This window comes from Methylobacterium sp. ME121 (assembly GCF_000974725.1).
Classification (GTDB): Bacteria; Pseudomonadota; Alphaproteobacteria; order Rhizobiales; family Beijerinckiaceae; genus Methylobacterium; species Methylobacterium radiotolerans.
The window spans coordinates 96,891-116,479 of the sequence record NZ_BBUX01000010.1 but is presented as its reverse complement, the minus strand read 5'-3'; the positions used below and the strand labels follow the sequence as shown (position 1 = coordinate 116,479).

Here is a 19,589-nt window from a genome sequence, read left to right as displayed (position 1 = left end):
GACGACAGATGGTTAAAGGACAGGAGGAGCTGGTCTTCCTGCCGCTCGGCGGCGTGGGCGAGATCGGGATGAACGCGGCGCTCTACGGGTTCGGCCCGGAGAAGGGCCGGAAGTGGATCATGGTCGATTGCGGCATGGGCTTCGCCGGCGAGGAGCAGATGCCCGGCGTCGACCTGATGTTCCCCGACCTCTCCTTCATCGAGGAGCGGCGCAAGGACCTGCTGGGGATCTTCATCACCCACGCGCACGAGGACCATATCGGGGCGATCTCGGAACTGTGGCCCCGGCTCAAGGCGCCGGTCTACGCGACCCGCTTCGCCAAGAACCTGCTGGAGACCCGGCGCCTCTCCGAGCCCGGCGCCCCGAAGGTCGAGCTGCGGGAGGTGAAGCCCGGCCGGCGCGTGACCGTCGGCCCGTTCGAGCTCGAGTACGTGCCGGTCTCGCACTCCATCCCGGAATCGAACGCCATCGCCATCCGCACGGCGGCCGGTCTCGTCCTCCACACCGGCGACTGGAAGATCGACCCGACCCCGGTGGCCGGCTCCGTGACGTCGCCGGAGGCGTTCACGGCGCTCGGGGACGAGGGCGTTCTCGCGATCGTGTGCGACTCGACCAACGTCGTGCGCGAGGGCTTCTCGCCGAGCGAGAAGACCGTCGCCGAGACCCTGAAGACGCTGATCGCGGACGCGCCGCACCGGGTCGCGGTGACGACCTTCGCGTCGAACGTGGCCCGCATCCGCGCGGTCGCCGAGGCCGCCGCCGCCTGCGGGCGCGAGGTCATCGCGGTCGGCCGCGCCATGGACCGGGTGATCGACGTCGCCCGCGAGTGCGGCTACCTCGACGGCCTGCCCGAGTTCCGCCGCTCGGATTCGTGGAAGAGCCTGCCGCGGGAGCGCGTGGTCGCCCTGCTCACCGGCTCCCAGGGCGAGCCGCGGGCGGCGCTCGCCCGCGTCTCCCGCCGCGACCACCCGGATATCAGCCTCACCGCCGGCGACCAGGTGATCTTCTCCTCGCGCGCCATCCCGGGCAACGAGCGCGATGTCGGATCGATCATCAACGACCTGATCGAGCAGGGCGTCGAGGTGATCACCGACCGCACCGACCTCGTCCACGTCTCCGGCCACCCGCGCCGGGACGAGATGGTCGAGATGTACCGGTGGACCCGCCCGGGCACCGCGATCCCGGTCCACGGCGAGGCCCTGCACCTCGACGAGCATGCCCGCTTCGCCCGGGCGCAGGGCGTGCAGAACGTGGTCAAGGCCCGCAACGGCAGCCTGATCCGTCTGAGCCCCGGCAAGCCCGAGGTGATCGACCACGTGAAGGCCGGCCGCCTGTTCAAGGACGGCGACGTCCTGATCGACGAGAAGGACCGGGCGATCCCGGAGCGGCGCAAGCTGATGCAGGCCGGCCTGGTCTCGGTGGCGATCGCCATCGACGAGGACGGCGTCGTGCTCGGCGAGCCGGCCGTGGACATCATCGGCCTGCCGAACCGCGGCCGGTCCGGGGAGCCGCTGATTGAGACCGTGGTGGACGCGGTCTCCCGCACCCTCTCGGGGATGTCGCGGGGCAAGCTGAAGGACTCGGAGAGCGTCGAGAAGACGGTCGACCGGGCCGTGCGCACCGCGGTCAACGAGGTGTGGGGCAAGAAGCCGGCCTGCCACGTGCAGGTGGTGGAGGTCTGAGGCTGGCTGCCGATCGCGAGGCGCTGTAATCTGCAGCGCTTCGAGACAGCTGAAGTCTCTCATCGTCGGCCGGAGAAGACACAGGTTCCCTCTCCCGCGCGGGAGAGGGACAGGGCGAGGGGACAGGTTCGGCAGGAGAGGGCGTATCCCTCCCCCCAACCCTCTCCCGCACGGGAGAGGGGCAGGTCGCGTCCGGCCGCACGGGCGGAGCCTTCCCCGCGAACGAACAAAGCTCCCGGACAGGGAGCCAGCGCTGGGGAGGAAACACCATGATCGGCCGTCTCAACCACGTGGCCATCGCCGTGCAGGATCTCGACGCCGCCTGCGCGGTCTATCGCGACACGCTGGGTGCGAAGATCACCGCGCCCCTGCCGCAGCCCGAGCACGGCGTCACCGTCGTGTTCGTCGAGCTGCCGAACAGCAAGATCGAGCTGATGGCCCCCCTGGGCGAGGGCTCGCCGATCGAGTCCTTCGTGGCCCGCAACCCGGGCGGCGGCATCCATCACGTCTGCTACGAGGTCGACGACATCCTGGCCGCCCGCGACAAGCTCAAGGCGCAGGGCGCCCGGGTGCTCGGCACCGGCGAGCCGCGGATCGGCGCCCACGGCAAGCCGGTCCTGTTCCTGCATCCCAAGGACTTCCTGGGCACCCTGGTCGAGCTGGAGCAGGTGTGAGCCGGATGATGACCACGCTCGCCCGCTCGACGCCGATGACGCTGGCCGTCATCGCCGCGATGATCGCCGCCTTCGTGGCGGCGGCGGTGGGCCTGTTCAAGCTGACGGTAGGCGGCGCGATCGCCCTCTACTTCGTGGTCTGGTGGACGCTGCTCTTCGCGGTCCTGCCCCTGCGGAACCAGCCGGAGACGCGGCCCAGCCACGTGGTGCCGGGTCAGGATCCCGGCGCGCCGGCGGCGCCGCGTCTGCGCGAGAAGGCCATCTGGACGACGCTGGTCGCGGGGGCCGCCTTCCTGATCGCCTTGGCGGTGTTCCCGCTGACCGGGCTGTAGGACGGCCGGGAAACCTAGACGGGCGGAGGACCGTCGGGCGCCCCGACACCGCCCAGCCGACGGGTCCCAAGAATAAAAAAAGCAAGGCCCGAGGCCTTGCTTTCAAGCTTCAGTGGCTCGACCTTGAAATATCCCTCGCATTGGCTGCGGGGCGGTCGCTTTTCCTCCCGAGACTCGGACCTTGCGCCACCTCTTCCGGGCGTCGCAAACATCGCCGGACGCTTATAGGAACAACAATTCGTGTTGTCACCGGGTCTGCGAGAAAAATCTGCGCTTTCTTGCCGGCAAATGGGCATACCGCTTCCCGCCTAGGCAGCGGCCTCGCCGCGGCCGGGCCGCCGCCTCCGGTTCGCCGCGATTACGCCCCGCCGTGGTCGCGCAGTGCTTGTAATTTGCGTCTCCGGCGTGTTGTGTGCCGGCGCGCCGCGGCTCCTCCCGGTCGATCCTCTTCCAAGACTCCGAAGACATGCGTCTCTCCCGCTACTTCATGCCGACCTTGCGCGAGACGCCCAAGGAAGCCGAGATCGTCTCGCACCGGCTGATGCTGCGCGCCGGCCTGGTCCGCCAGGAAGCCGCCGGCATCTACGCCTGGCTGCCGCTGGGCCTGCGGGTGCTGGAGCGCGTCTGCGCGGTGATCCGGCGGGAGCAGGACCGGTCCGGCGCCGTCGAGATCCTGATGCCGACGGTGCAGTCCGCCGAGCTGTGGCGGGAATCCGGCCGCTACGACGCCTACGGCAAGGAGATGCTGCGCCTGAAGGACCGGCACGACCGCGAGATGCTCTACGGCCCCACCGCCGAGGAGATGGTCACCGAGATCTTCCGGGCGAGCGTGCGCTCCTACAAGGACCTGCCCAAGAACCTCTACCAGATCTCGTGGAAGTTCCGCGACGAGGTGCGGCCGCGCTTCGGCACGATGCGCTCCCGCGAGTTCCTGATGAAGGACGCCTACTCGTTCGACTTCGACCAGGCCGGCGCCCGCCACGCCTACAACCGGATGTTCGTGGCGTATCTGCGCACCTTCGCGGGCCTCGGCCTGAAGGCGATCCCGATGCGCGCCGATACCGGCCCGATCGGCGGCGACCTGTCCCACGAGTTCATCATCCTGGCGAAGACCGGCGAGAGCGAGGTCTTCTGCGACAAGGCCTATCTCGGCTTCGACATCCCGCCGGCGACCGTCGATTTCGACGACGTCGCCGCCCTGCAGGGCATCGTCGATGCCTGGACCTCGCACTACGCGGCCACCGAGGAGATGCACGAGCCGGCGGCCTTCGCGGAGGTCCCGGAGGACAGCCGCATGGCCGCCCGCGGCATCGAGGTCGGGCACATCTTCTATTTCGGAACGAAGTATTCCGAGCCGATGGGCGCCAAGGTCGCCGGTCCGGACGGGATCGAGCGGCCGGTCCACATGGGCTCCTACGGCATCGGGCCGAGCCGCCTGGTGGCGGCGATCATCGAGGCCAGCCACGACGAGGCCGGGATCATCTGGCCGGACGCGGTCGCGCCGTTCGACGTCGCGCTGATCAACCTCAAGGTCGGGGATTCCGCGACCGAAGCCGCCTGCGCGCAGATCCAGTCCGATCTCGAGGCCGCCGGCCTGTCGGTGCTCTACGACGACCGCGACGAGCGCCCCGGCGCGAAGTTCGCCACCGCCGACCTGATCGGCCTGCCCTGGCAGGTGATCGTCGGGCCCAAGGGCTTGGCGGAGGGCAAGGTCGAGCTGAAGCGGCGTGCCGGTGGCGAGCGCGAGAGCCTCGCGACCGTCGATCTGCTGGCACGCATCCGGCGCGTCTGAGGCGTGCCGATGGCCGCCTCAGCGAAGCTGGACCGGGTTCGGACCTTCGCGGCCTCGCTCGCGGCCTCGTTCCGCCAGGGCACCGCGCCCTTCGCGCCGTTCGAGTGGATCCTCGCCGGCCGCTACCTGCGCGCCCGGCGCCGGGGCGGCGGCGTCTCGGTGGTGGCGTTCTTCTCAGTGCTCGGCATCGCGCTCGGCGTCGCCACGCTGATCATCGTCCTGTCGGTGATGAACGGCTTCCGGGCGGAACTGCTGTCGAAGATCGTCGGCATCAACGGCCACCTGTTCGCGACGCCCATCGACCGGCCGTTCAACGACTGGACCGACCTGTCGGAGCGCCTGTCGAAGGTGGCGGGCGTGCGCGCGGCGGTGCCGCTGGTCGAGGGCCAGGCCTTCGCCTCCTCGCAGTATGGCGGCTCGGGGGTGATCATCCGCGGCGTGCGGGCGGCCGACCTCGACGCGCTGGCGGCCGTCTCCTCGGCGATCCGCGGCGGCACCCTGGAGGGCTTCGACGACGGCACGGGCGTGCTGATCGGGCGGCGGCTCGCCGACACGCTGGGCCTGCAGGCCGGCGACACGATCACGCTGGTCACGCCCAAGGGCTCGTCCACGCCCTTCGGGACGGCGCCGCGCACCAAGAGCTACACCGTCAAGGCGGTCTTCGAAGTCGGCATGACCGAGTTCGACCAGACCTTCGTGTTCATGCCGCTGACCGAGGCCCAGGCCTTCTTCAACAAGGACGGCGACGTGAGCATGATCGAGATCTACGTCGACGATCCCGACCATGTCGGCGACATGCGCGAGCCCCTGGAGATGGCGGCCGAGCGCCCGATCCTGCTCACCGACTGGCGCCAGCGCAACCGGACCTTCTTCGGGGCCCTGGAGGTCGAGCGGAACGTCATGTTCCTGATCCTCAGCCTGATCGTCGTGGTGGCGACGCTCAACATCGTCTCCGGCCTGATCCTGCTGGTGCGCGACAAGTCGAGCGACATCGCCATCCTGCGCACCATGGGGGCGACCCCGGGCACGATCATGCGGGTGTTCCTGATCAACGGTGCGCTGATCGGCGTCGTCGGGACGCTCAGCGGGCTGGGGCTCGGCGTCCTGATCACCCTCAACATCAAGCCGATCCAGCACGTGCTGTTTCCGGGGGCCTGGGACCCCACGGTGCGGTTCCTCGCCGAGATCCCGGCCCAGATGAACCCGAAGGAGATCACTGCCGTGGTGATCACCTCCCTGCTGTTGTCGCTCGCGGCGACGCTGTATCCCTCCTGGCGCGCCGCCCGGCTCGATCCGGTGCAGGCCCTCCGCTACGGCTGACGGGCCCATCCGATGAGCGATTCGAGCCAGACCGCCGGCGACCCGCCGGTGCCGGCCCTGTTCTTCTCCCGCGTCGAGCGGCGCTACGCCCAGGCCGAGGGCGCCCTGGAGATCCTGCGCGGGGCCGATCTCGCGATCTGGCCGGGCGAGCTGGTGGCGCTCGTGGCGCCCTCGGGCGCCGGCAAGTCGACGCTGCTGCACCTCGCCGGCCTGTTGGAGCGGCCCGACGGGGGCGAGATCTACATCGGCGGCCACCCGACCGCCGCGATGGCGGATGCCGAGCGGACCCGCCTGCGGCGCGAGGAGATGGGCTTCGTCTACCAGTTCCACCATCTCCTGCCGGAATTCTCCGCGCTGGAGAACGTGGTGATGCCCCAGCTCATCCGCGGCCTGAAGCGCCCGGAGGCGAAGGCCCGGGCCACGGAGCTCCTCAGCTTCCTGGGCCTCAAGGAGCGGCTGCCGCACCGCCCCGCGGAGCTGTCGGGGGGCGAGCAGCAGCGCGTCGCCATCGCCCGGGCGGTGGCCAACGGCCCGCGCCTCCTTCTCGCCGACGAGCCGACCGGCAACCTCGATCCCGGGACGGCGGGCCACGTCTTCTCGGTCCTGATGGCCCTGGTCCGCGCCTCGGGGCTCGCCGCCCTGGTCGCGACCCACAACCTGGAACTGGCCGCCCGCATGGATCGGCGGGTCACCATCCGGGACGGCCTGATCACGCAGCTCGACTGAGCGGCCCCACATCCGGGCAGAGTGCCCCGTGCGCCGGCGCAGCGACGGCACGCGGCGAACGCCCGCCCACGCGTGCACCGTCGGCCTCGATCAACCACAAGGCGCATCGCTTCGAACCCGCGACGCGACCCGGTCCGCGGGCCTACGCTCCCCGCAAGTGCACGCGATCTTTAATCCGTCGCGCCGCGTGCGGCGCGTCACGCCGCGGAAGACGCCCGCTCCCTACCTTACGATCACGCAAGATAAAACAGAGCCGAACAACCGGCCTGTACTGCGTGATCTCTGGAGCCTGACCATGAAGACCCGTATCGCCGTCGCCGTCACCGCACTTGTCCTTGGCGTCGCTCCGATCTCGTCCGCTCTGGCGGCGAACGGCGCCCGCTGGACAGGCTTCACTCCCTACGAGGTCGAGACCACGGGCGCGCTGGGCCTCGGGGTCCACGACAATCCCAACTATGTCGGCTGCCCGCTGAGCTCGGCCGCCGAGGGCAACGCCGATCAGCAGACCCGGCCGGTGAAGCAGTACGGCCAGACCGCCGGCGGCTACCGCTGCTGATCCGACGGGAGGACGGATGAAGCTGAAAGCGCTCTCCTACGTCATGATCGGCGCCTTCGTGAGCGGCCTGCTCATGACCATCGTCGGTTCGGCCACCACGTTGTTGGGCCAGTGATCGGAGGCGCCGCCCCGTACAGGGCGGCGCCTCCCGCGCGCGCGGCCGGTGCAGTCAGGACGCGCCGGAACCGGCCTCCGCGCTCGTCAGCCGCTCCACGTAATCGCAGGCGTCGCGGATGGCATCGGGGCCTTCCGCCATCCGAGCCCGGGCCGCCGCGCAGGCCCGCGCCACCGCGGGGTCGGCGAGGAGCCGCCCGAGCACGCGCGCCGCGCGCGCGGGCCGGAAGGCGCGGCGGCTCAGGGTGGCGCCCAGATCCCGATCCTTCAGCCGCCGCCCCTCGTCGAAATGGTCGAAGGCCACCGGCACCACGAGCTGCGGGACGCCCGCCGCCAGGGCCTGCGCGACCGTGCCGACGCCGCCGTGATGGACCAGCGCCGCGCTGCGCGGCAGCAGGGCGCTCAGGGGCGCGTAGGGAAGGTGGACGATCCCGGCCGGCAGCGGCTTCGGGATCTGCCCGCCCTGGGGGGCGAGCAGGACGCCGCGCCGGCCCATGCGCCGGCACAGCCGCACCGCGGTGTCGAAGAAGCCGGCGCCCTGGCGCATGGCCGAGCCGTAGGTGAACACGATCGGCGGGTCGCCCGCGTCGAGGAACGCTTCCAGCTCCGGCGGCATGGCCGCCACGTCGCCGAACCGGTCGACCAGCGGGAAGCCGAGCTGCACCGCCTGGCCCGGCCAGTCGGCCTGCGGCTCCGCGTACCAGTCGGGAAACATCAGGAGCATGCCGGTCGGGCTGTTCCACCAGTGCCGCAGCCGGTAGACCGGATCGAGGCCGAGACGCGCCCGCAGGGCGTTCAGCGGCGGCAGCGTGAACGGGCCGACCGCCACCTTGTCGACGCCGAGATTCACGTAGGCCCGCAGGGCGGCCGGCAGCACGCGCGGCAGCGGCAGGCCCGGCAGGCGCGGCGGATCGTACCGGCTCTCGATCAGGAACGGCATGACGTGCAGCGTCGCGGTCGGCAGATCGTAGAGATCCTGCGCGAGCCGCGCGCCCCAGCCCAGCGGCGAGGCGACCACCCGCAGGTCGACCCCCCGGGCGCGGGTCGCGCCGAGCCACAGGCAGGCCGCCTCGGCGACCTGCAGGGCGTAATCGAACATCGGGCGGAAGCCCTGCTGCGGGTGCCAGAGATCCGGCTGGCGGATCACCGCCTCGTAATCCGCCACCGTACCCAGGGGCTGGAAGGCGAGGCCCGCCCGGCGGGCCATCGCCTCGAACGGGGCCGGGGCCGCGAGCGAGACGCCGTGACCGCGCTTCAGGAGCTCGTGCCCCAGCGCGATGAACGGCAGCACATCGCCATGTGTGCCGACGGCCACGAGGGCGACGTCGAACCGTTCGACCGTCCGGTGCGCGGGAATGGCTTGCTCCTTCGAACCCCCCAGCCGGTGACGAGTTCGTCTCGAAGGCGGGGGCATGCCAGCCCGCCCGATCCGCATCAAGACACTTTTTACCTTATCGGAGAAACGGGACCGCCCTGTGACCCGCGGGCCCTTCCAAAGGAACAAAACATGAACATACTAGGACCGGAACACAGGAGGCAGGTCGATGCTGAAGCGGATGGTCCTGACCGGAATGGTCGAGTTCATGGCGTTCGGGATGCTGTTCGCGGCTTTCGGCGCCTGGGCGATAGCCTTGGCACCGGTTCGTTAGCCGGTTTTTTCCGAAGACCGCCCGGTTCCGTCCGCGGACGGGTTATGCACAGGCGATGGGCCGCCGGACGCCGATTGTCCACAGGGGCGGGCCGAACTGGTGCTTCCGGAGCACGACCGGTGGATATCGTCCTTCGGCGGCCCGGCACACGTCGACTTGAGGCCGGCGAGCGGGGATGCTGCCCGACCCCGGAACAAGGTCGGCCATGCCACGCCAGCTCAAGGAGGTCGGATTCGTCCACCTCCACGTCCACTCGTCCTATTCTCTCCTCGAAGGGGCGCTGAAGGTCGGTTCCCTGATCAAGGCGGCGGTCGCCGACCGGCAGCCGGCCCTGGCGCTCACCGACACCAACAACCTGTTCGGGGCGCTGGAATTCTCCGAGAAGGCGGCCGGGGAGGGCGTCCAGCCGATCGCCGGCGTGCAGCTCTCGGTGGCGTTCGAGGCCGCCGACCCGCATCAGCGCCAGGCACCGACGAGCCACGGCATCGTGCTCCTCGCCCAGGACGAGACCGGCTACGCCAACCTGCTGCGGCTGGCGAGCCGCGCCTATTTCGACACGGCGCTCGGCGAGGCACCGCGCCTGGATGCGGGAGCACTGGCGGGCGCCTCCGAGGGACTGATCGCGCTGACCGGCGGGATGGCGGGCCCCCTCGACGCGGCCTTCCGGGCGGGCCGACCGGAGCTCGCCCTCAACCGTCTGAAGCGCCTAAAAGAGACCTTCGGCGAGGACCGGCTCTACGTGGAGATCCAGCGCCACGGCCTGCCCGAGGAGGGGCGGATCGAGACCGCGCTCCTCGACCTCGCCGGTCGGCACGGCCTCGGGATCGTGGCGACGAACGAGCCCTTCTTCGCCAAGCCGGACGATTACGACGCCCACGACGCGCTGCTCGCCATCGCGGAGGGCCGCCTCGTCTCCGACGACCGCCGCCGCCGGCTGACGCCGACGCACGCCTTCAAGACCCGCGCCGAGATGGCCGAGCTGTTCCGCGACCTGCCGGACGCGCTCCAGGCCACGGTCGAGATCGCCATGCGCTGCGCGGTCCGGGCGCGGACCCGCAAGCCGATCCTGCCGAATTTCGGCGCCGTAGCGGCGGGCGAGACGCCTCCCATGGCGGATGCCCTGGCCGAGGCGTCCGACGCGGGCGCGCAGGCGGTCTCGGCCGACGAGCCGACCGAGCTGCGCCGGCAGGCCGAGGCCGGGCTGGAGCTGCGCCTGAAGCAGCACGGCACGGCGCCGGGCTTCTCCGAGGAGGATTACCGCAAGCGCCTCGCGTTCGAGCTCGACGTCATCGTCAAGATGAAGTTCCCGGGCTACTTCCTGATCGTCTCGGACTTCATCAAGTGGGCCAAGGACCACGACATCCCGGTGGGGCCTGGCCGCGGCTCCGGCGCCGGCTCGCTGGTGGCGTGGTCGCTGCTCATCACCGACCTCGACCCGCTCCGCTTCGGCCTGCTGTTCGAGCGCTTCCTCAACCCCGAGCGCGTCTCGATGCCGGATTTCGACATCGACTTCTGCGTCGAGGGCCGCGAGCGGGTGATCAAGTACGTGCAGCAGCGCTACGGCGAGGGGCAGGTCGGGCAGATCATCACCTTCGGCACGCTGCTCGCCCGCGGCGTGCTGCGCGACGTCGGCCGCGTCCTCGAGATGCCCTACGGGCAGGTCGACAAGCTGACCAAGCTCGTGCCGCAGAACCCGGCCAACCCGGTGACGCTCGCCCAGGCGATCGAGGGCGAGCCCAAGCTCCAGCAGGCCATGGAGGAGGAGCCGGTCGTCGGTCGGCTCATCGACATCGCCAAGAAGCTGGAGGGCCTGCACCGCCACGCCTCGACCCACGCCGCCGGCGTGGTGATCGGCGACCGGCCCCTGGAGGAGCTGGTCCCGCTCTACCGAGACCCGAAGACCGGCATGCGGGTGACCCAGTTCAACATGAAGTGGGTCGAGCAGGCGGGGCTGGTGAAGTTCGACTTCCTGGGCCTCAAGACCCTGACCATGCTGCGCTGCTGCACGGATCTCCTCAAGCAGCGCGGCATCCACATCGACCTCGCCTCGCTGCCGCTCGACGACCCGAACACCTACGGGCCCATGGGCCGGGGCGAGACGGTCGGCGTGTTCCAGGTGGAATCGGCCGGCATGCGCAAGGCGCTCTGCGAGATGCAGGCCGACCGGCTGGAGGACATCATCGCCCTGGTGGCGCTCTACCGGCCGGGCCCGATGGCCAACATCCCGGTCTACTGCGAGCGCAAGCTCGGCCGCGACGCCGGCAACGAGGCGTCCTGGTACCCGGACCCGAAGCTGGAGCCGATGCTGAAGGAGACCTTCGGCATCATCGTCTACCAGGAACAGGTGATGGAGATCGCCAAGGTGCTCGCCGGCTACTCGCTCGGCGAGGCCGACATGCTCCGGCGCGCCATGGGCAAGAAGATCCGCGCCGAGATGGACGCGCAGCGCGACCGGTTCCTGAAGGGCTGCACCGAGCGCGGCCTGACCAAGGCCAAGGCCAACGAGATCTTCGACCTCCTCGCCAAGTTCGCCGATTACGGCTTCAACAAGAGCCACGCGGCGGCCTACGCGCTGCTGACCTACCAGACTGCCTACCTGAAGGCGAACTTCCCGGTCGAGTTCCTGGCCGCCGCCATGACCCTCGACATCGACAACACCGACAAGCTGGCCGAATTCCGCCAGGACGCCCAGCGCCTGAAGATCACGGTCGAGCCGCCCTCGATCAACACCTCGGGCGAGGTGTTCGAGGTGCGCGACGGCAAGATCTTCTACGCGCTGGCCGCCATCAAGGGCGTCGGCCGCGAGGCGGTGCGGGCGCTGGTGGAGGCCCGCGGCGACCGGCCGTTCAAGGACCTCGCCTGCCTCGCCCGCCGGTTGAACCCCCGGATGATCAACAAGCGCACCCTGGAGAGCCTCGTCCAGGCGGGGGCGCTCGACTGCATCGAGCCGGACCGGGCCCGCGCCTTCGCGGCGGTGGAGCCGATCATGAAGCTCGCGGCCAGCGCGGCGGAGGCCGAGACCGCCGGCGTCACCGACATGTTCGGCGGCGTGGTGGCGGACGACGTGTCCCTGCGTATCCCGCCCCACGAGATCTGGCCGATGGCCGACACGCTGAAGCGCGAGTACGCGGCGATCGGCTTCTTCATCTCGGGCCATCCGCTCGACGAGTACGGCGACCTTCTCGACAAGCTGCGGGTGCAGAGCTGGACGGATTTCTGCCGCGCGGTCCGGGCCGGGACCTCGAGCGTCGGCCGGGTCGCGGCCTCGGTGCTCGACCGGGCGGAGCGGCGGACCAAGACCGGCAACAAGATGGGTATCGTCACCCTGTCGGACCGGACCGCGCATTTCGAGGCGATCATCTTCTCCGAGGGCCTCGGCCAGTACCGCGACATCCTCGAGCCGGGCCGCCCGCTCGTCCTTCAGCTTCAGGCCAACCTGGAGGGCGAGGACGTGCGCGCCCGCATCCTCACCGCGGAACCCCTGGACCAGGCGGTCGCCCGCCACCAGAAGGGCATCCGCATCCATCTGAGCGACCCGCGCGGCGTCGCCCCCGTGCAGCAGCGCCTGTCCATGCGGGGCGAGAGCGAGGTCTCGCTGATCCTCAAGCTCGACGGCGGCGAGCGCGAGGTGGAGATCCGGCTGCCCGGAAAATTCCAGGCGAGTCCGGCGCTCGCCGGCCAGCTCCGGACCGTGCCGGGTGTGGTGCAGGTGGAGGTGAGCTAGCCTCCCCCGGCGTGCGGAAGACCGTCCCGTCATTCCGGGGCTCGCCTCGGGCGAGCCCCGGAATGACGGCGCGGATGCCTGACCGAGAACACTCGCGAAACCCGACCGGTTGGACCTCGGCGCACCCTGCGACGAGGATCCATGGACCAGCCCCGTCCGAAACCCGACACCGACGACCCGGACAGGCCACGCGGCCGTGGCAGCCTCCTCCACGCCCTCGGTACCGGGGTGATCACCGGCGCCGCCGACGACGACCCCTCCGCCATCGGCACCTATGCGAGCGCCGGCGCCCGGTACGGCCTCGGGTTCCTGTGGATCGCGCCGGTCGTCCTGCCGATGATGGTCGTGGTCGTCTACCTCTCTGCCAAGCTCGGGCAGGTCTACGGCAAGGGCCTGTTCGCCATCGTGCGCGACCGCTACCCGCGCTGGGTCCTCTACCCGCTCGTGGCCGGCGCCTTCGGGGGCAACGTCATCGAGGCGGCGGCCAATCTCGGCGGGATCGGCGCGGCCCTCAACCTGCTGGTCCCGGTCCCGATCCCCGCCATCGTGGTCGGCGCCGCCGCGGCGATCCTGAGCCTGCAGATCTTCGGCTCCTACGCGCTCCTGCGGGACATCTTCCGCTGGCTGGCGCTCGCCCTGTTCGCCTACGTGGCGGCCGCGATCCTGGCCCGTCCCGACCCCGCCGAGATCCTGCGCGGCACCCTCGTGCCGCAGGTCCGGTTCGATGCCGACTTCCTGGCGATGATCGTCGCCTGCATCGGCACCTCGCTCTCGGCCTACATCTACACGTGGCAGTCGAACCAGGAGGTCGAGGAGGAGATCGCCCTGGGACGGCGCACGCTGCGGCAGCGCAAGGGTGCGACCGATGCCGAGCTGCGCAAGACCCGCCGGGACGTGATGATCGGGATGCTGTTCTCGAACATCATCCTCTACTTCATCGTCCTGTCCACGGGCGCGACGCTGCATCAGGCGGGGCAGACCGAGATCGAGAGCGCCGCCCAGGCCGCGGCCGCCCTGGAGCCCCTGGCGGGGGCAGGGGCCAAGTACCTGTTCGCCCTCGGGGTCGTCGGCGTCGGCTTCCTGGCGGTGCCGGTGATGACCACGGGGGCGGCCTACGACCTCGTGCAGGGGATCGGCCGGACAGGCAGCCTGCACGCCCGTCCGAGCGAGGCCAAGCTGTTCTACGGCACGATCGCGGCCGTGACCGTGCTGGCGGTGGGTCTGAACTTTCTCGGCTTCAACCCGATGCGGGCGCTCGTCTGGTCCGGCATCGTGCAGGGCTTCTCGGTGCCGCCGCTCCTGCTCCTCATGATGCTGATGACCAACGACCGGGCCGTGATGGGCGGCCGCGTCAATGGCCGCGTGACCAACGGGCTCGGATGGCTGACCACCGCGGCGACCTTCCTCGCCACGCTCTGCTTGGTCGGGACATGGGTCCTGTGAGGCGCCGGCCGGGCCGCCTCAGAACGGCGCCGCGAGGCAGCCGTCGAGGGCCGCCTTCAGGGCGGCGGCGTCGGCCTCCGCGACCGTGAACGTCGCCGTTAGGGCGGGGTCTCCCGGGCGCGGGCTCGCCTGTGTCCAGGTCAGCTTGGTCCCGGGCTGGGCGAGGGCCAGGGCCACCCCGCGCAGCGGATCCTCGCCCCGGCGCGCGCCCGTCACCGTCAGCGTGAAGCCCGCCTCCGGCCCGGTCGCGGCGCCCCGGACCGGCATGCGCACGGAGCGCACGCTGCCGTCACTGGAAACCAGGATCCCGGTGAGGGGCTTCTCGCTGTCGGCCCCTTCGAGGCCCGCGAAGTCGAAGCGCGGCGCCAGCTCGGCGAAGCGCGGCACGGTCATCGCGGCGGACAGGCCGGTGCCGCCCGGATCGCAGGCGACGTGCAGGGTCGCCGGCCGCCGGTCCGCCTCGAGGGTCGCGGTGCCGGTCAGGTCCGCGCTGCCGCCGGGCGCCCGGGCGCTCCCGGCCAGCAGCGGCGTCCGGCCGGTGAGGATGTCGGACAGGCTGTCCCCGCGGCTCAGCGGTCCGGCCAGGAGAGCAACGGCGGCGATGACGACCACCGCCAGGGCCACGCCGATCCGGAGCCGCATCCTATCCTCCCCCTGTGGACATCACGGGCCGGCGGCATAGACGATCGCGGCCGCATCGCAACCCTTCGTTCACCACGTCCGCGGGGAATCGGCTGGCCGCGCGCCCGCGTGCACTGCAGCAACTCCGTAAAAACCGATCGTTCCTATGCACCGACGCTCAAGCCTGAGCGTCACCATGCGCACGAAGATCCTGCTCGTCCTCACCCTCCTCGTCTACGTCACCACCGGCCGTGCCCCCGGCATCCGGGAGCCGCGCAACCCGGACGCGGAGCACGGCGGCGGGCGGGTCGTGGTCGCGACCAAGCGGGCCTGGATCTGAGCCGCCGGCATCCGGTCGTCGCCCTCGGTGGACGCGTTCGGCTCCGTCCGCGCGCGAGGCGCGGAGGGCGGGGGATCACGCTCCCGGCGCGCAGGCCCTGAGCCGCGCGGCCACCAGGGCCTGGAGGCTCCAGAGGTGGCGGTCGCGGATCCCGAGGCGCTCGCAGGCCTCCACGGTCCGGAACAGGTACTCGGCGCTCGGCCCCTTGTGGCCGCAGGCCGCGGCGATCTTCTCGGCGATCTCCGCATCCGAGAGGCGGCCGGCGTAGCGGTCGCTGGCGCGGTTGGCCAGGAAGGTCAGGGCCGAGACGGTCCCGGCCTCCGTGGCGACCGGCAGCCAGCGGGCGACGTAGCCGCGGCCGCGCATCTCGCGGCGCCAGACCGGCATCAGCGCCTCGCGGATCTCCATGCCGGGCAGGCGGAAGGCCACGCCCCGGCACAGGCCGCCGCGGTCCAGCGCCAGCACGAAGCCCGGCCGTTCCGGCGTCCCGCGGAACCGGCGCTGAAGCAGGCAGAACCGGCGATGGAAGCCGCGCACGGTCCCGATCCGGCGCTCGGCGACTGGAAATTCCGGATTCCACATCAGCGAGCCGTAGGCGAAGACCCAGAGGTCGCTGCCCTCGCGCCCGGCGACGATCGCGTCGAGCCCGGGGCGCAGCTCCGCGTCCGAGAGAACCTCGAGGGCGCTCGGGTCGTCGGGGATCGGGACGGAATGGGCGCGGGCGATCAGGTCGAGGCTGAGGTCGAGGGTGCGGGCGGGCGCGGCGGGCATGGGCCCTCAACGCCCGGGCCTCACGGCTTGTTGCCCAGCGCGTCGAGTTCGGGGAAGGGTCGGGTGCGGTGCCCGGCGCAGACCTCGTCGTCGTCGAGCACTGAGAGCCGGTCGTTGTCGTCGAGCAGCACCACCCTCGGCCGCTCGGGCTTGCCGAAGGTCCGCCCGTACATCCGGCCCGACACGCAGTAGATCACCCGGCCGCCGTCCGCGATCGGCCCGGCGATCCGGCTGCCCGCGAACCGGACGGGCAGCAGGGACACCGCGCCGAACTCGACCTGCCTCAGGGCCAGGGCGGCGATGCGCCGGAGGAGGGCCGGGGAGGGGACAGACTCGGCGGCGGGCCTCGATGCCCGCGGCGCGGCCTGCGCACCGGCGGCGAGGAGGACCATCAGGGCGGCGAGGGCGGCGCGGCGCGGCATCGGTCATCGCTACCCGGCCAAGGCTGCCTGGGGCTGGGCACCGCGCGGGGCAGCGCCGACCGCCGCGGCTCCCTATATGAGAGGCAGGCGCGGAGCGCACCGCTCACCCGATCTCTCACACGAAGACGCGACGTTCGATGCAGTGGACCGACGACGCCCTGGTGCTCGGCCTGCGCCGGCACGGGGAGACCGGCGTCATCCTCGAGGCCATGACCGAGGCCCACGGGCGCCACCTCGGCCTCGTGCACGGCGGGCGCTCGCGCCGGATGCAGCCCGTTCTGCAGGCCGGGAACCGCGTCCGCCTGACGTGGCGGGCGCGCCTCGACGACGGCCTCGGCTCCTACGCGGTGGAACCCCTCGAGTCGCAGCTCTCGCGGCTGATCGGATCGAGCCTCGCCCTCTACGGCATGAACCACATGGCCGCCCTGCTGCGGCTCCTCCCCGAGCGCGACCCGCATCCGGCGCTCTACGAGGCGGCGGGGATTCTGGTCGAGCACCTCGACGACCCCGCCGTCGCGCCGCCGCTGATGGTGCGCTTCGAGCTGGCGATCCTGTCGGAACTCGGCTTCGGCCTCGACCTGACCGCCTGTGCGGCCACCGGCGGCAACGACGCCTTGGCCTATGTGTCACCGAAGAGCGGCCGGGCGGTCAGCGCCTCGGCGGGCGAGCCCTACCGGGACCGCCTGCTGGCGCTCCCGACCTTCCTGCACGCGGGCGGGTCCCCCGGTCCCGACGGCGTTGCCCAAGGGTTTACCTTGACGGGATACTTCCTCGACCGGCACGTCTGGGGTCCGCGCGGCCTCGGGCCGCCCGAGGAGCGGGCGCGATTCGTTGCGCTCGGCCGCGAGGCCGGGTAGTGTTCGCGTTCTGTTCCGAACACGTCCGGGCTTGAGCGCCGCTCGAGCCGGAACGACCAAACCCGTCATTCCGGGGCCGCGGAGCGGAGCCCGGAATCCAGACGCGCACGCGGCCCGGCAGGATCGTCCGTCTCCTCCGGCAGGGCGGGTCTGGATTCCGGGCTCGCCTCCGGCGCCCCGGAATGACGGATTGCTGCATGAGGTGGCGCCGCCGTTCGGCGGCCCCGCCCTGAGACAGGAGCCGTCATGGGCCAGCCCTTCGAGCCGCCGTCCGGCGACGGGATCGAGAGCGTCGAGCTGAAATCCGCGCTGGAGGAGCGCTACCTCGCCTACGCGCTCTCCACGATCATGCACCGGGCCCTGCCGGACGCCCGCGACGGGTTGAAGCCCGTGCACCGGCGCATTCTGTACGGGATGCGGCTGCTCCGGCTCGACCCGACCACCGCGCACAAGAAATGCGCCAAGATCGTCGGCGACGTGATGGGCGATTTCCACCCGCACGGCGACCAGGCGATCTACGACGCGCTGGTGCGGCTCTCCCAGGACTTCGCCCAGCGCTACCCGCTGGTCGACGGCCAGGGCAACTTCGGCAACATCGACGGCGATGGCCCGGCCGCCTACCGCTACACCGAGGCGCGGCTCACCGAGGTCGCGCGCCTCCTGCTCGACGGGATCGACGAGGACACGGTCGACTTCCGCCCGTCCTACAACGGCGAGAAGGAGGAGCCGGTCGTCCTGCCGGCGGCCTTCCCGAACCTGCTCGCCAACGGCAGCCAGGGCATCGCGGTCGGCATGGCGACCTCGATCCCGCCGCACAACGCCGCCGAGCTGTGCGACGCGGCGCTCTACCTGATCAATCATCCCGAGGCGACGTCGGGTCAGCTCGCCAAGTTCGTCCAGGGGCCGGATTTCCCGACCGGCGGCATCCTGATCGACTCGGCCGAGTCGGTCGCCGAGGCCTACCGGACCGGCCGCGGCGCCTTCCGGGTCCGGGCCCGCTGGGCCAAGGAGGATCTCGGCCGCGGCACGTGGAACATCGTCGTCACCGAGATTCCCTACGGCATCCCGAAGGGCCGGCTGATCGAGAAGATGGCCGAGCTGCTGCAGGAGAAGAAGCTGCCGCTCCTCGCCGACGTGCGCGACGAATCGGCCGAGGACGTGCGCATCGTGCTGGAGCCGCGCTCGCGCACGGTCGATCCCGTGATCCTGATGGAATCTTTGTTCCGGCTGACCGAGCTGGAGGCGCGGATTCCGCTCAACCTCAACGTCCTGGTCGGCGGCCTCGTGCCGAAGGTGATCGGGCTCGCCGAGTGCCTGCGCGAATGGGTCGACCACCGCCGCGTGGTGCTGCAGCGCCGCTCGCGCTACCGCCTCGGCCAGATCGACCGGCGCCTTGAGATCCTGGGCGGCCTGCTCATCGTCTATCTCGACCTCGACGAGGTGATCCGCATCATCCGCGAGGAGGACGAGCCGAAGGCCGCCCTCATGGCCCGGTTCGAGCTGACCGAGATCCAGGCCAACGCGATCCTCGACACCCGCCTGCGCTCCCTGCGGAAGCTCGAAGAGATGGAGCTGAAGCGCGAGTTCGACGCGCTCACCGCCGAGAAGGCCGAGATCGACGCCCTGCTCGCCTCCGAGCCGGCGCAGTGGAAGGCGATCCAGGCGCAGATCCGCGCCGTGAAGAAGACCTTCGGGCCCGAGACCAAGCTCGGCAAGCGCCGCACGACGCTCGCGAGCCCGCCGGATGTCGGCGGCATCGACTTCACCGCGGCGCTGGTCGAGCGCGAGCCGATCACCGTGATCGTCTCGACCAAGGGGTGGATCCGGGCGCTGAAGGGCCACGTCGCCGACCTGTCGGGTGTGGCCTTCAAGGGCGACGACACCCTGAAGATCGCCTTCCCGACCGAGACCACCCAGAAGATCCTGCTGCTCGCCACCAACGGCAAGGTGTTCACGCTCGAGGCCTCGAAGCTGCCGGGCGGGCGCGGCTTCGGCGATCCGGTGCGACTGATGGCCGACCTCGACGACGGCACCGAGATCGTGGCGGCGCTGCCCTACCGGCCGGAGACCAAGCTGCTGATCGCGGGCTCCGACGGGCGCGGCTTCGTGGCGCCCGCGGACGCGCTGGTGGCCAACACCCGCAAGGGCAAGAACGTGCTGGGCCTCGACGGCGACGCCACGGCCGCCGTGCTGGTACCGGCCGACGGCGACCACGTGGCGGTGGTGAACACCGAGAAGCTGCTCCTGATCTTCCCGGTCTCCGAGGTGGCGGAACTCGCCCGCGGCAAGGGCGTGCGGCTCCAGCGCTGCCGCAGCGGAAGCCTCCTCGACGCGCACGTCTTCAAGCTGGCGGACGGTCTGCCCTGGCAGGACGGCTCGGCCGAAGGCCGACTCGCCAACGTCTCGGTGCTGGAGAAATGGCTCGGCCACCGGGCCGAGGTCGGGCTGATGATGGCGCGCAGCTTCCCGAAATTCGAGCGGTTCGGGCGGTGAGGGAGGCCGGGGGCGCTCCAGTGCCCCCTCCCGGCCTGAGGTGCCAGTGCTCGCTGGACCCCTCCTTCTGGAC

The 19,589-nt window shown here is 70.9% G+C and carries 16 protein-coding genes; 12 read left to right on the top strand and 4 right to left on the bottom strand.

All coding sequences use genetic code 11. The annotated features are described in order from the left end of the window. Positions 1-8 precede the first annotated feature (8 nt). The 7 genes from ME121_RS09910 (at position 9) to ME121_RS09880 (ending at position 7,082) form a co-directional block, all read left to right on the top strand. Positions 9-1,682 (top strand): ribonuclease J, encoded by a 1,674-nt coding sequence (locus ME121_RS09910; RefSeq protein WP_012319023.1) that lies wholly within the window; start codon positions 9-11, stop codon positions 1,680-1,682. A gap of 269 nt (positions 1,683-1,951) precedes the next feature. After that, positions 1,952-2,356 (top strand): methylmalonyl-CoA epimerase, encoded by a 405-nt coding sequence (mce, locus tag ME121_RS09905; RefSeq protein ID WP_012319022.1) that lies wholly within the window; start codon positions 1,952-1,954, stop codon positions 2,354-2,356. Between the two features lie 5 nt (positions 2,357-2,361). Further along, positions 2,362-2,688 carry a DUF1467 family protein gene (locus ME121_RS09900; protein ID WP_024830242.1) on the top strand — a complete coding sequence of 109 codons (327 nt, stop codon included), beginning with the start codon at positions 2,362-2,364 and terminating at the stop codon, positions 2,686-2,688. A gap of 466 nt (positions 2,689-3,154) precedes the next feature. Next, entirely contained in the window at positions 3,155-4,480 is a 1,326-nt protein-coding gene (gene proS / locus ME121_RS09895; RefSeq protein WP_012319020.1) for a proline--tRNA ligase, read from the top strand. Positions 4,481-4,489: 9 nt separating this feature from the next. After that, positions 4,490-5,800 carry a lipoprotein-releasing ABC transporter permease subunit gene (locus tag ME121_RS09890; RefSeq protein ID WP_012319019.1) on the top strand — a complete coding sequence of 437 codons (1,311 nt, stop codon included), beginning with the start codon at positions 4,490-4,492 and terminating at the stop codon, positions 5,798-5,800. A gap of 12 nt (positions 5,801-5,812) precedes the next feature. Further along, positions 5,813-6,526, top strand: coding sequence for an ABC transporter ATP-binding protein (locus ME121_RS09885; RefSeq protein ID WP_012319018.1), 714 nt, complete (start codon positions 5,813-5,815; stop codon positions 6,524-6,526). A gap of 295 nt (positions 6,527-6,821) precedes the next feature. Next, positions 6,822-7,082 carry a hypothetical protein gene (locus tag ME121_RS09880; RefSeq protein WP_053622713.1) on the top strand — a complete coding sequence of 87 codons (261 nt, stop codon included), beginning with the start codon at positions 6,822-6,824 and terminating at the stop codon, positions 7,080-7,082. A 169-nt stretch (positions 7,083-7,251) separates the two neighbouring features. Here the strand turns inward: ME121_RS09880 and ME121_RS09875 are convergent, their stop codons facing one another. Beyond that, complete coding sequence (locus tag ME121_RS09875) at positions 7,252-8,511, bottom strand: glycosyltransferase (RefSeq protein ID WP_029359985.1); 1,260 nt, start codon at positions 8,509-8,511, stop codon at positions 7,252-7,254. A 539-nt stretch (positions 8,512-9,050) separates the two neighbouring features. On the opposite strand from ME121_RS09875, the gene dnaE reads away from it, so the two are divergent. Next, complete coding sequence (gene dnaE / locus ME121_RS09870) at positions 9,051-12,569, top strand: DNA polymerase III subunit alpha (RefSeq protein WP_043073647.1); 3,519 nt, start codon at positions 9,051-9,053, stop codon at positions 12,567-12,569. A 141-nt stretch (positions 12,570-12,710) separates the two neighbouring features. Beyond that, positions 12,711-14,012, top strand: a complete 1,302-nt coding sequence (locus tag ME121_RS09865; protein WP_059408768.1) for an Nramp family divalent metal transporter — start codon at positions 12,711-12,713, stop codon at positions 14,010-14,012. 18 nt (positions 14,013-14,030) lie between these two features. Here the strand turns inward: ME121_RS09865 and ME121_RS09860 are convergent, their stop codons facing one another. Then, positions 14,031-14,654, bottom strand: a complete 624-nt coding sequence (locus tag ME121_RS09860) for a hypothetical protein (protein ID WP_024830248.1) — start codon at positions 14,652-14,654, stop codon at positions 14,031-14,033. Positions 14,655-14,829: 175 nt separating this feature from the next. Here ME121_RS09860 and ME121_RS33515 point away from each other — a divergent pair, with 175 nt between their 5' ends. Beyond that, entirely contained in the window at positions 14,830-14,973 is a 144-nt protein-coding gene (locus ME121_RS33515) for a hypothetical protein (RefSeq protein WP_012319010.1), read from the top strand. 75 nt (positions 14,974-15,048) lie between these two features. Here ME121_RS33515 and ME121_RS09855 read toward each other — a convergent pair whose 3' ends face one another. Continuing rightward, on the bottom strand, positions 15,049-15,744 hold the full coding sequence (locus ME121_RS09855; protein WP_012319009.1) for a gamma-glutamylcyclotransferase: 696 nt from the start codon (positions 15,742-15,744) through the stop codon (positions 15,049-15,051). 20 nt (positions 15,745-15,764) lie between these two features. After that, positions 15,765-16,166: a hypothetical protein gene (locus ME121_RS09850; RefSeq protein WP_012319008.1), complete on the bottom strand. Its 402-nt coding sequence runs from the start codon at positions 16,164-16,166 to the stop codon at positions 15,765-15,767. Positions 16,167-16,303: 137 nt separating this feature from the next. Here ME121_RS09850 and recO point away from each other — a divergent pair, with 137 nt between their 5' ends. Both recO and parC read left to right on the top strand, forming a co-directional pair. Then, positions 16,304-17,023, top strand: a complete 720-nt coding sequence (gene recO, locus ME121_RS09845) for a DNA repair protein RecO (protein ID WP_024830250.1) — start codon at positions 16,304-16,306, stop codon at positions 17,021-17,023. A gap of 246 nt (positions 17,024-17,269) precedes the next feature. Further along, positions 17,270-19,516: a DNA topoisomerase IV subunit A gene (gene parC / locus ME121_RS09840; protein ID WP_029359989.1), complete on the top strand. Its 2,247-nt coding sequence runs from the start codon at positions 17,270-17,272 to the stop codon at positions 19,514-19,516. Positions 19,517-19,589: the final 73 nt, after the last annotated feature.

Excerpts from the sequence above, each read along its gene's own strand:
- ME121_RS09860 (WP_024830248.1), bottom strand. The coding sequence starts at position 14,654 with ATGCGGCTCCGGATCGGCGTGGCCCTGGCGGTGGTCGTCATCGCCGCC.
- recO (WP_024830250.1), top strand. The coding sequence starts at position 16,304 with ATGCAGTGGACCGACGACGCCCTGGTGCTCGGCCTGCGCCGGCACGGG.
- mce (WP_012319022.1), top strand. The coding sequence starts at position 1,952 with ATGATCGGCCGTCTCAACCACGTGGCCATCGCCGTGCAGGATCTCGAC.
- ME121_RS09880 (WP_053622713.1), top strand. The coding sequence starts at position 6,822 with ATGAAGACCCGTATCGCCGTCGCCGTCACCGCACTTGTCCTTGGCGTC.
- proS (WP_012319020.1), top strand. The coding sequence starts at position 3,155 with ATGCGTCTCTCCCGCTACTTCATGCCGACCTTGCGCGAGACGCCCAAG.
- ME121_RS09910 (WP_012319023.1), top strand. The coding sequence starts at position 9 with ATGGTTAAAGGACAGGAGGAGCTGGTCTTCCTGCCGCTCGGCGGCGTG.
- dnaE (WP_043073647.1), top strand. The coding sequence starts at position 9,051 with ATGCCACGCCAGCTCAAGGAGGTCGGATTCGTCCACCTCCACGTCCAC.
- ME121_RS09865 (WP_059408768.1), top strand. The coding sequence starts at position 12,711 with ATGGACCAGCCCCGTCCGAAACCCGACACCGACGACCCGGACAGGCCA.
- ME121_RS33515 (WP_012319010.1), top strand. The coding sequence starts at position 14,830 with ATGCGCACGAAGATCCTGCTCGTCCTCACCCTCCTCGTCTACGTCACC.
- ME121_RS09885 (WP_012319018.1), top strand. The coding sequence starts at position 5,813 with ATGAGCGATTCGAGCCAGACCGCCGGCGACCCGCCGGTGCCGGCCCTG.
- parC (WP_029359989.1), top strand. The coding sequence starts at position 17,270 with ATGGGCCAGCCCTTCGAGCCGCCGTCCGGCGACGGGATCGAGAGCGTC.
- ME121_RS09855 (WP_012319009.1), bottom strand. The coding sequence starts at position 15,744 with ATGCCCGCCGCGCCCGCCCGCACCCTCGACCTCAGCCTCGACCTGATC.
- ME121_RS09850 (WP_012319008.1), bottom strand. The coding sequence starts at position 16,166 with ATGCCGCGCCGCGCCGCCCTCGCCGCCCTGATGGTCCTCCTCGCCGCC.
- ME121_RS09900 (WP_024830242.1), top strand. The coding sequence starts at position 2,362 with ATGATGACCACGCTCGCCCGCTCGACGCCGATGACGCTGGCCGTCATC.
- ME121_RS09890 (WP_012319019.1), top strand. The coding sequence starts at position 4,490 with ATGGCCGCCTCAGCGAAGCTGGACCGGGTTCGGACCTTCGCGGCCTCG.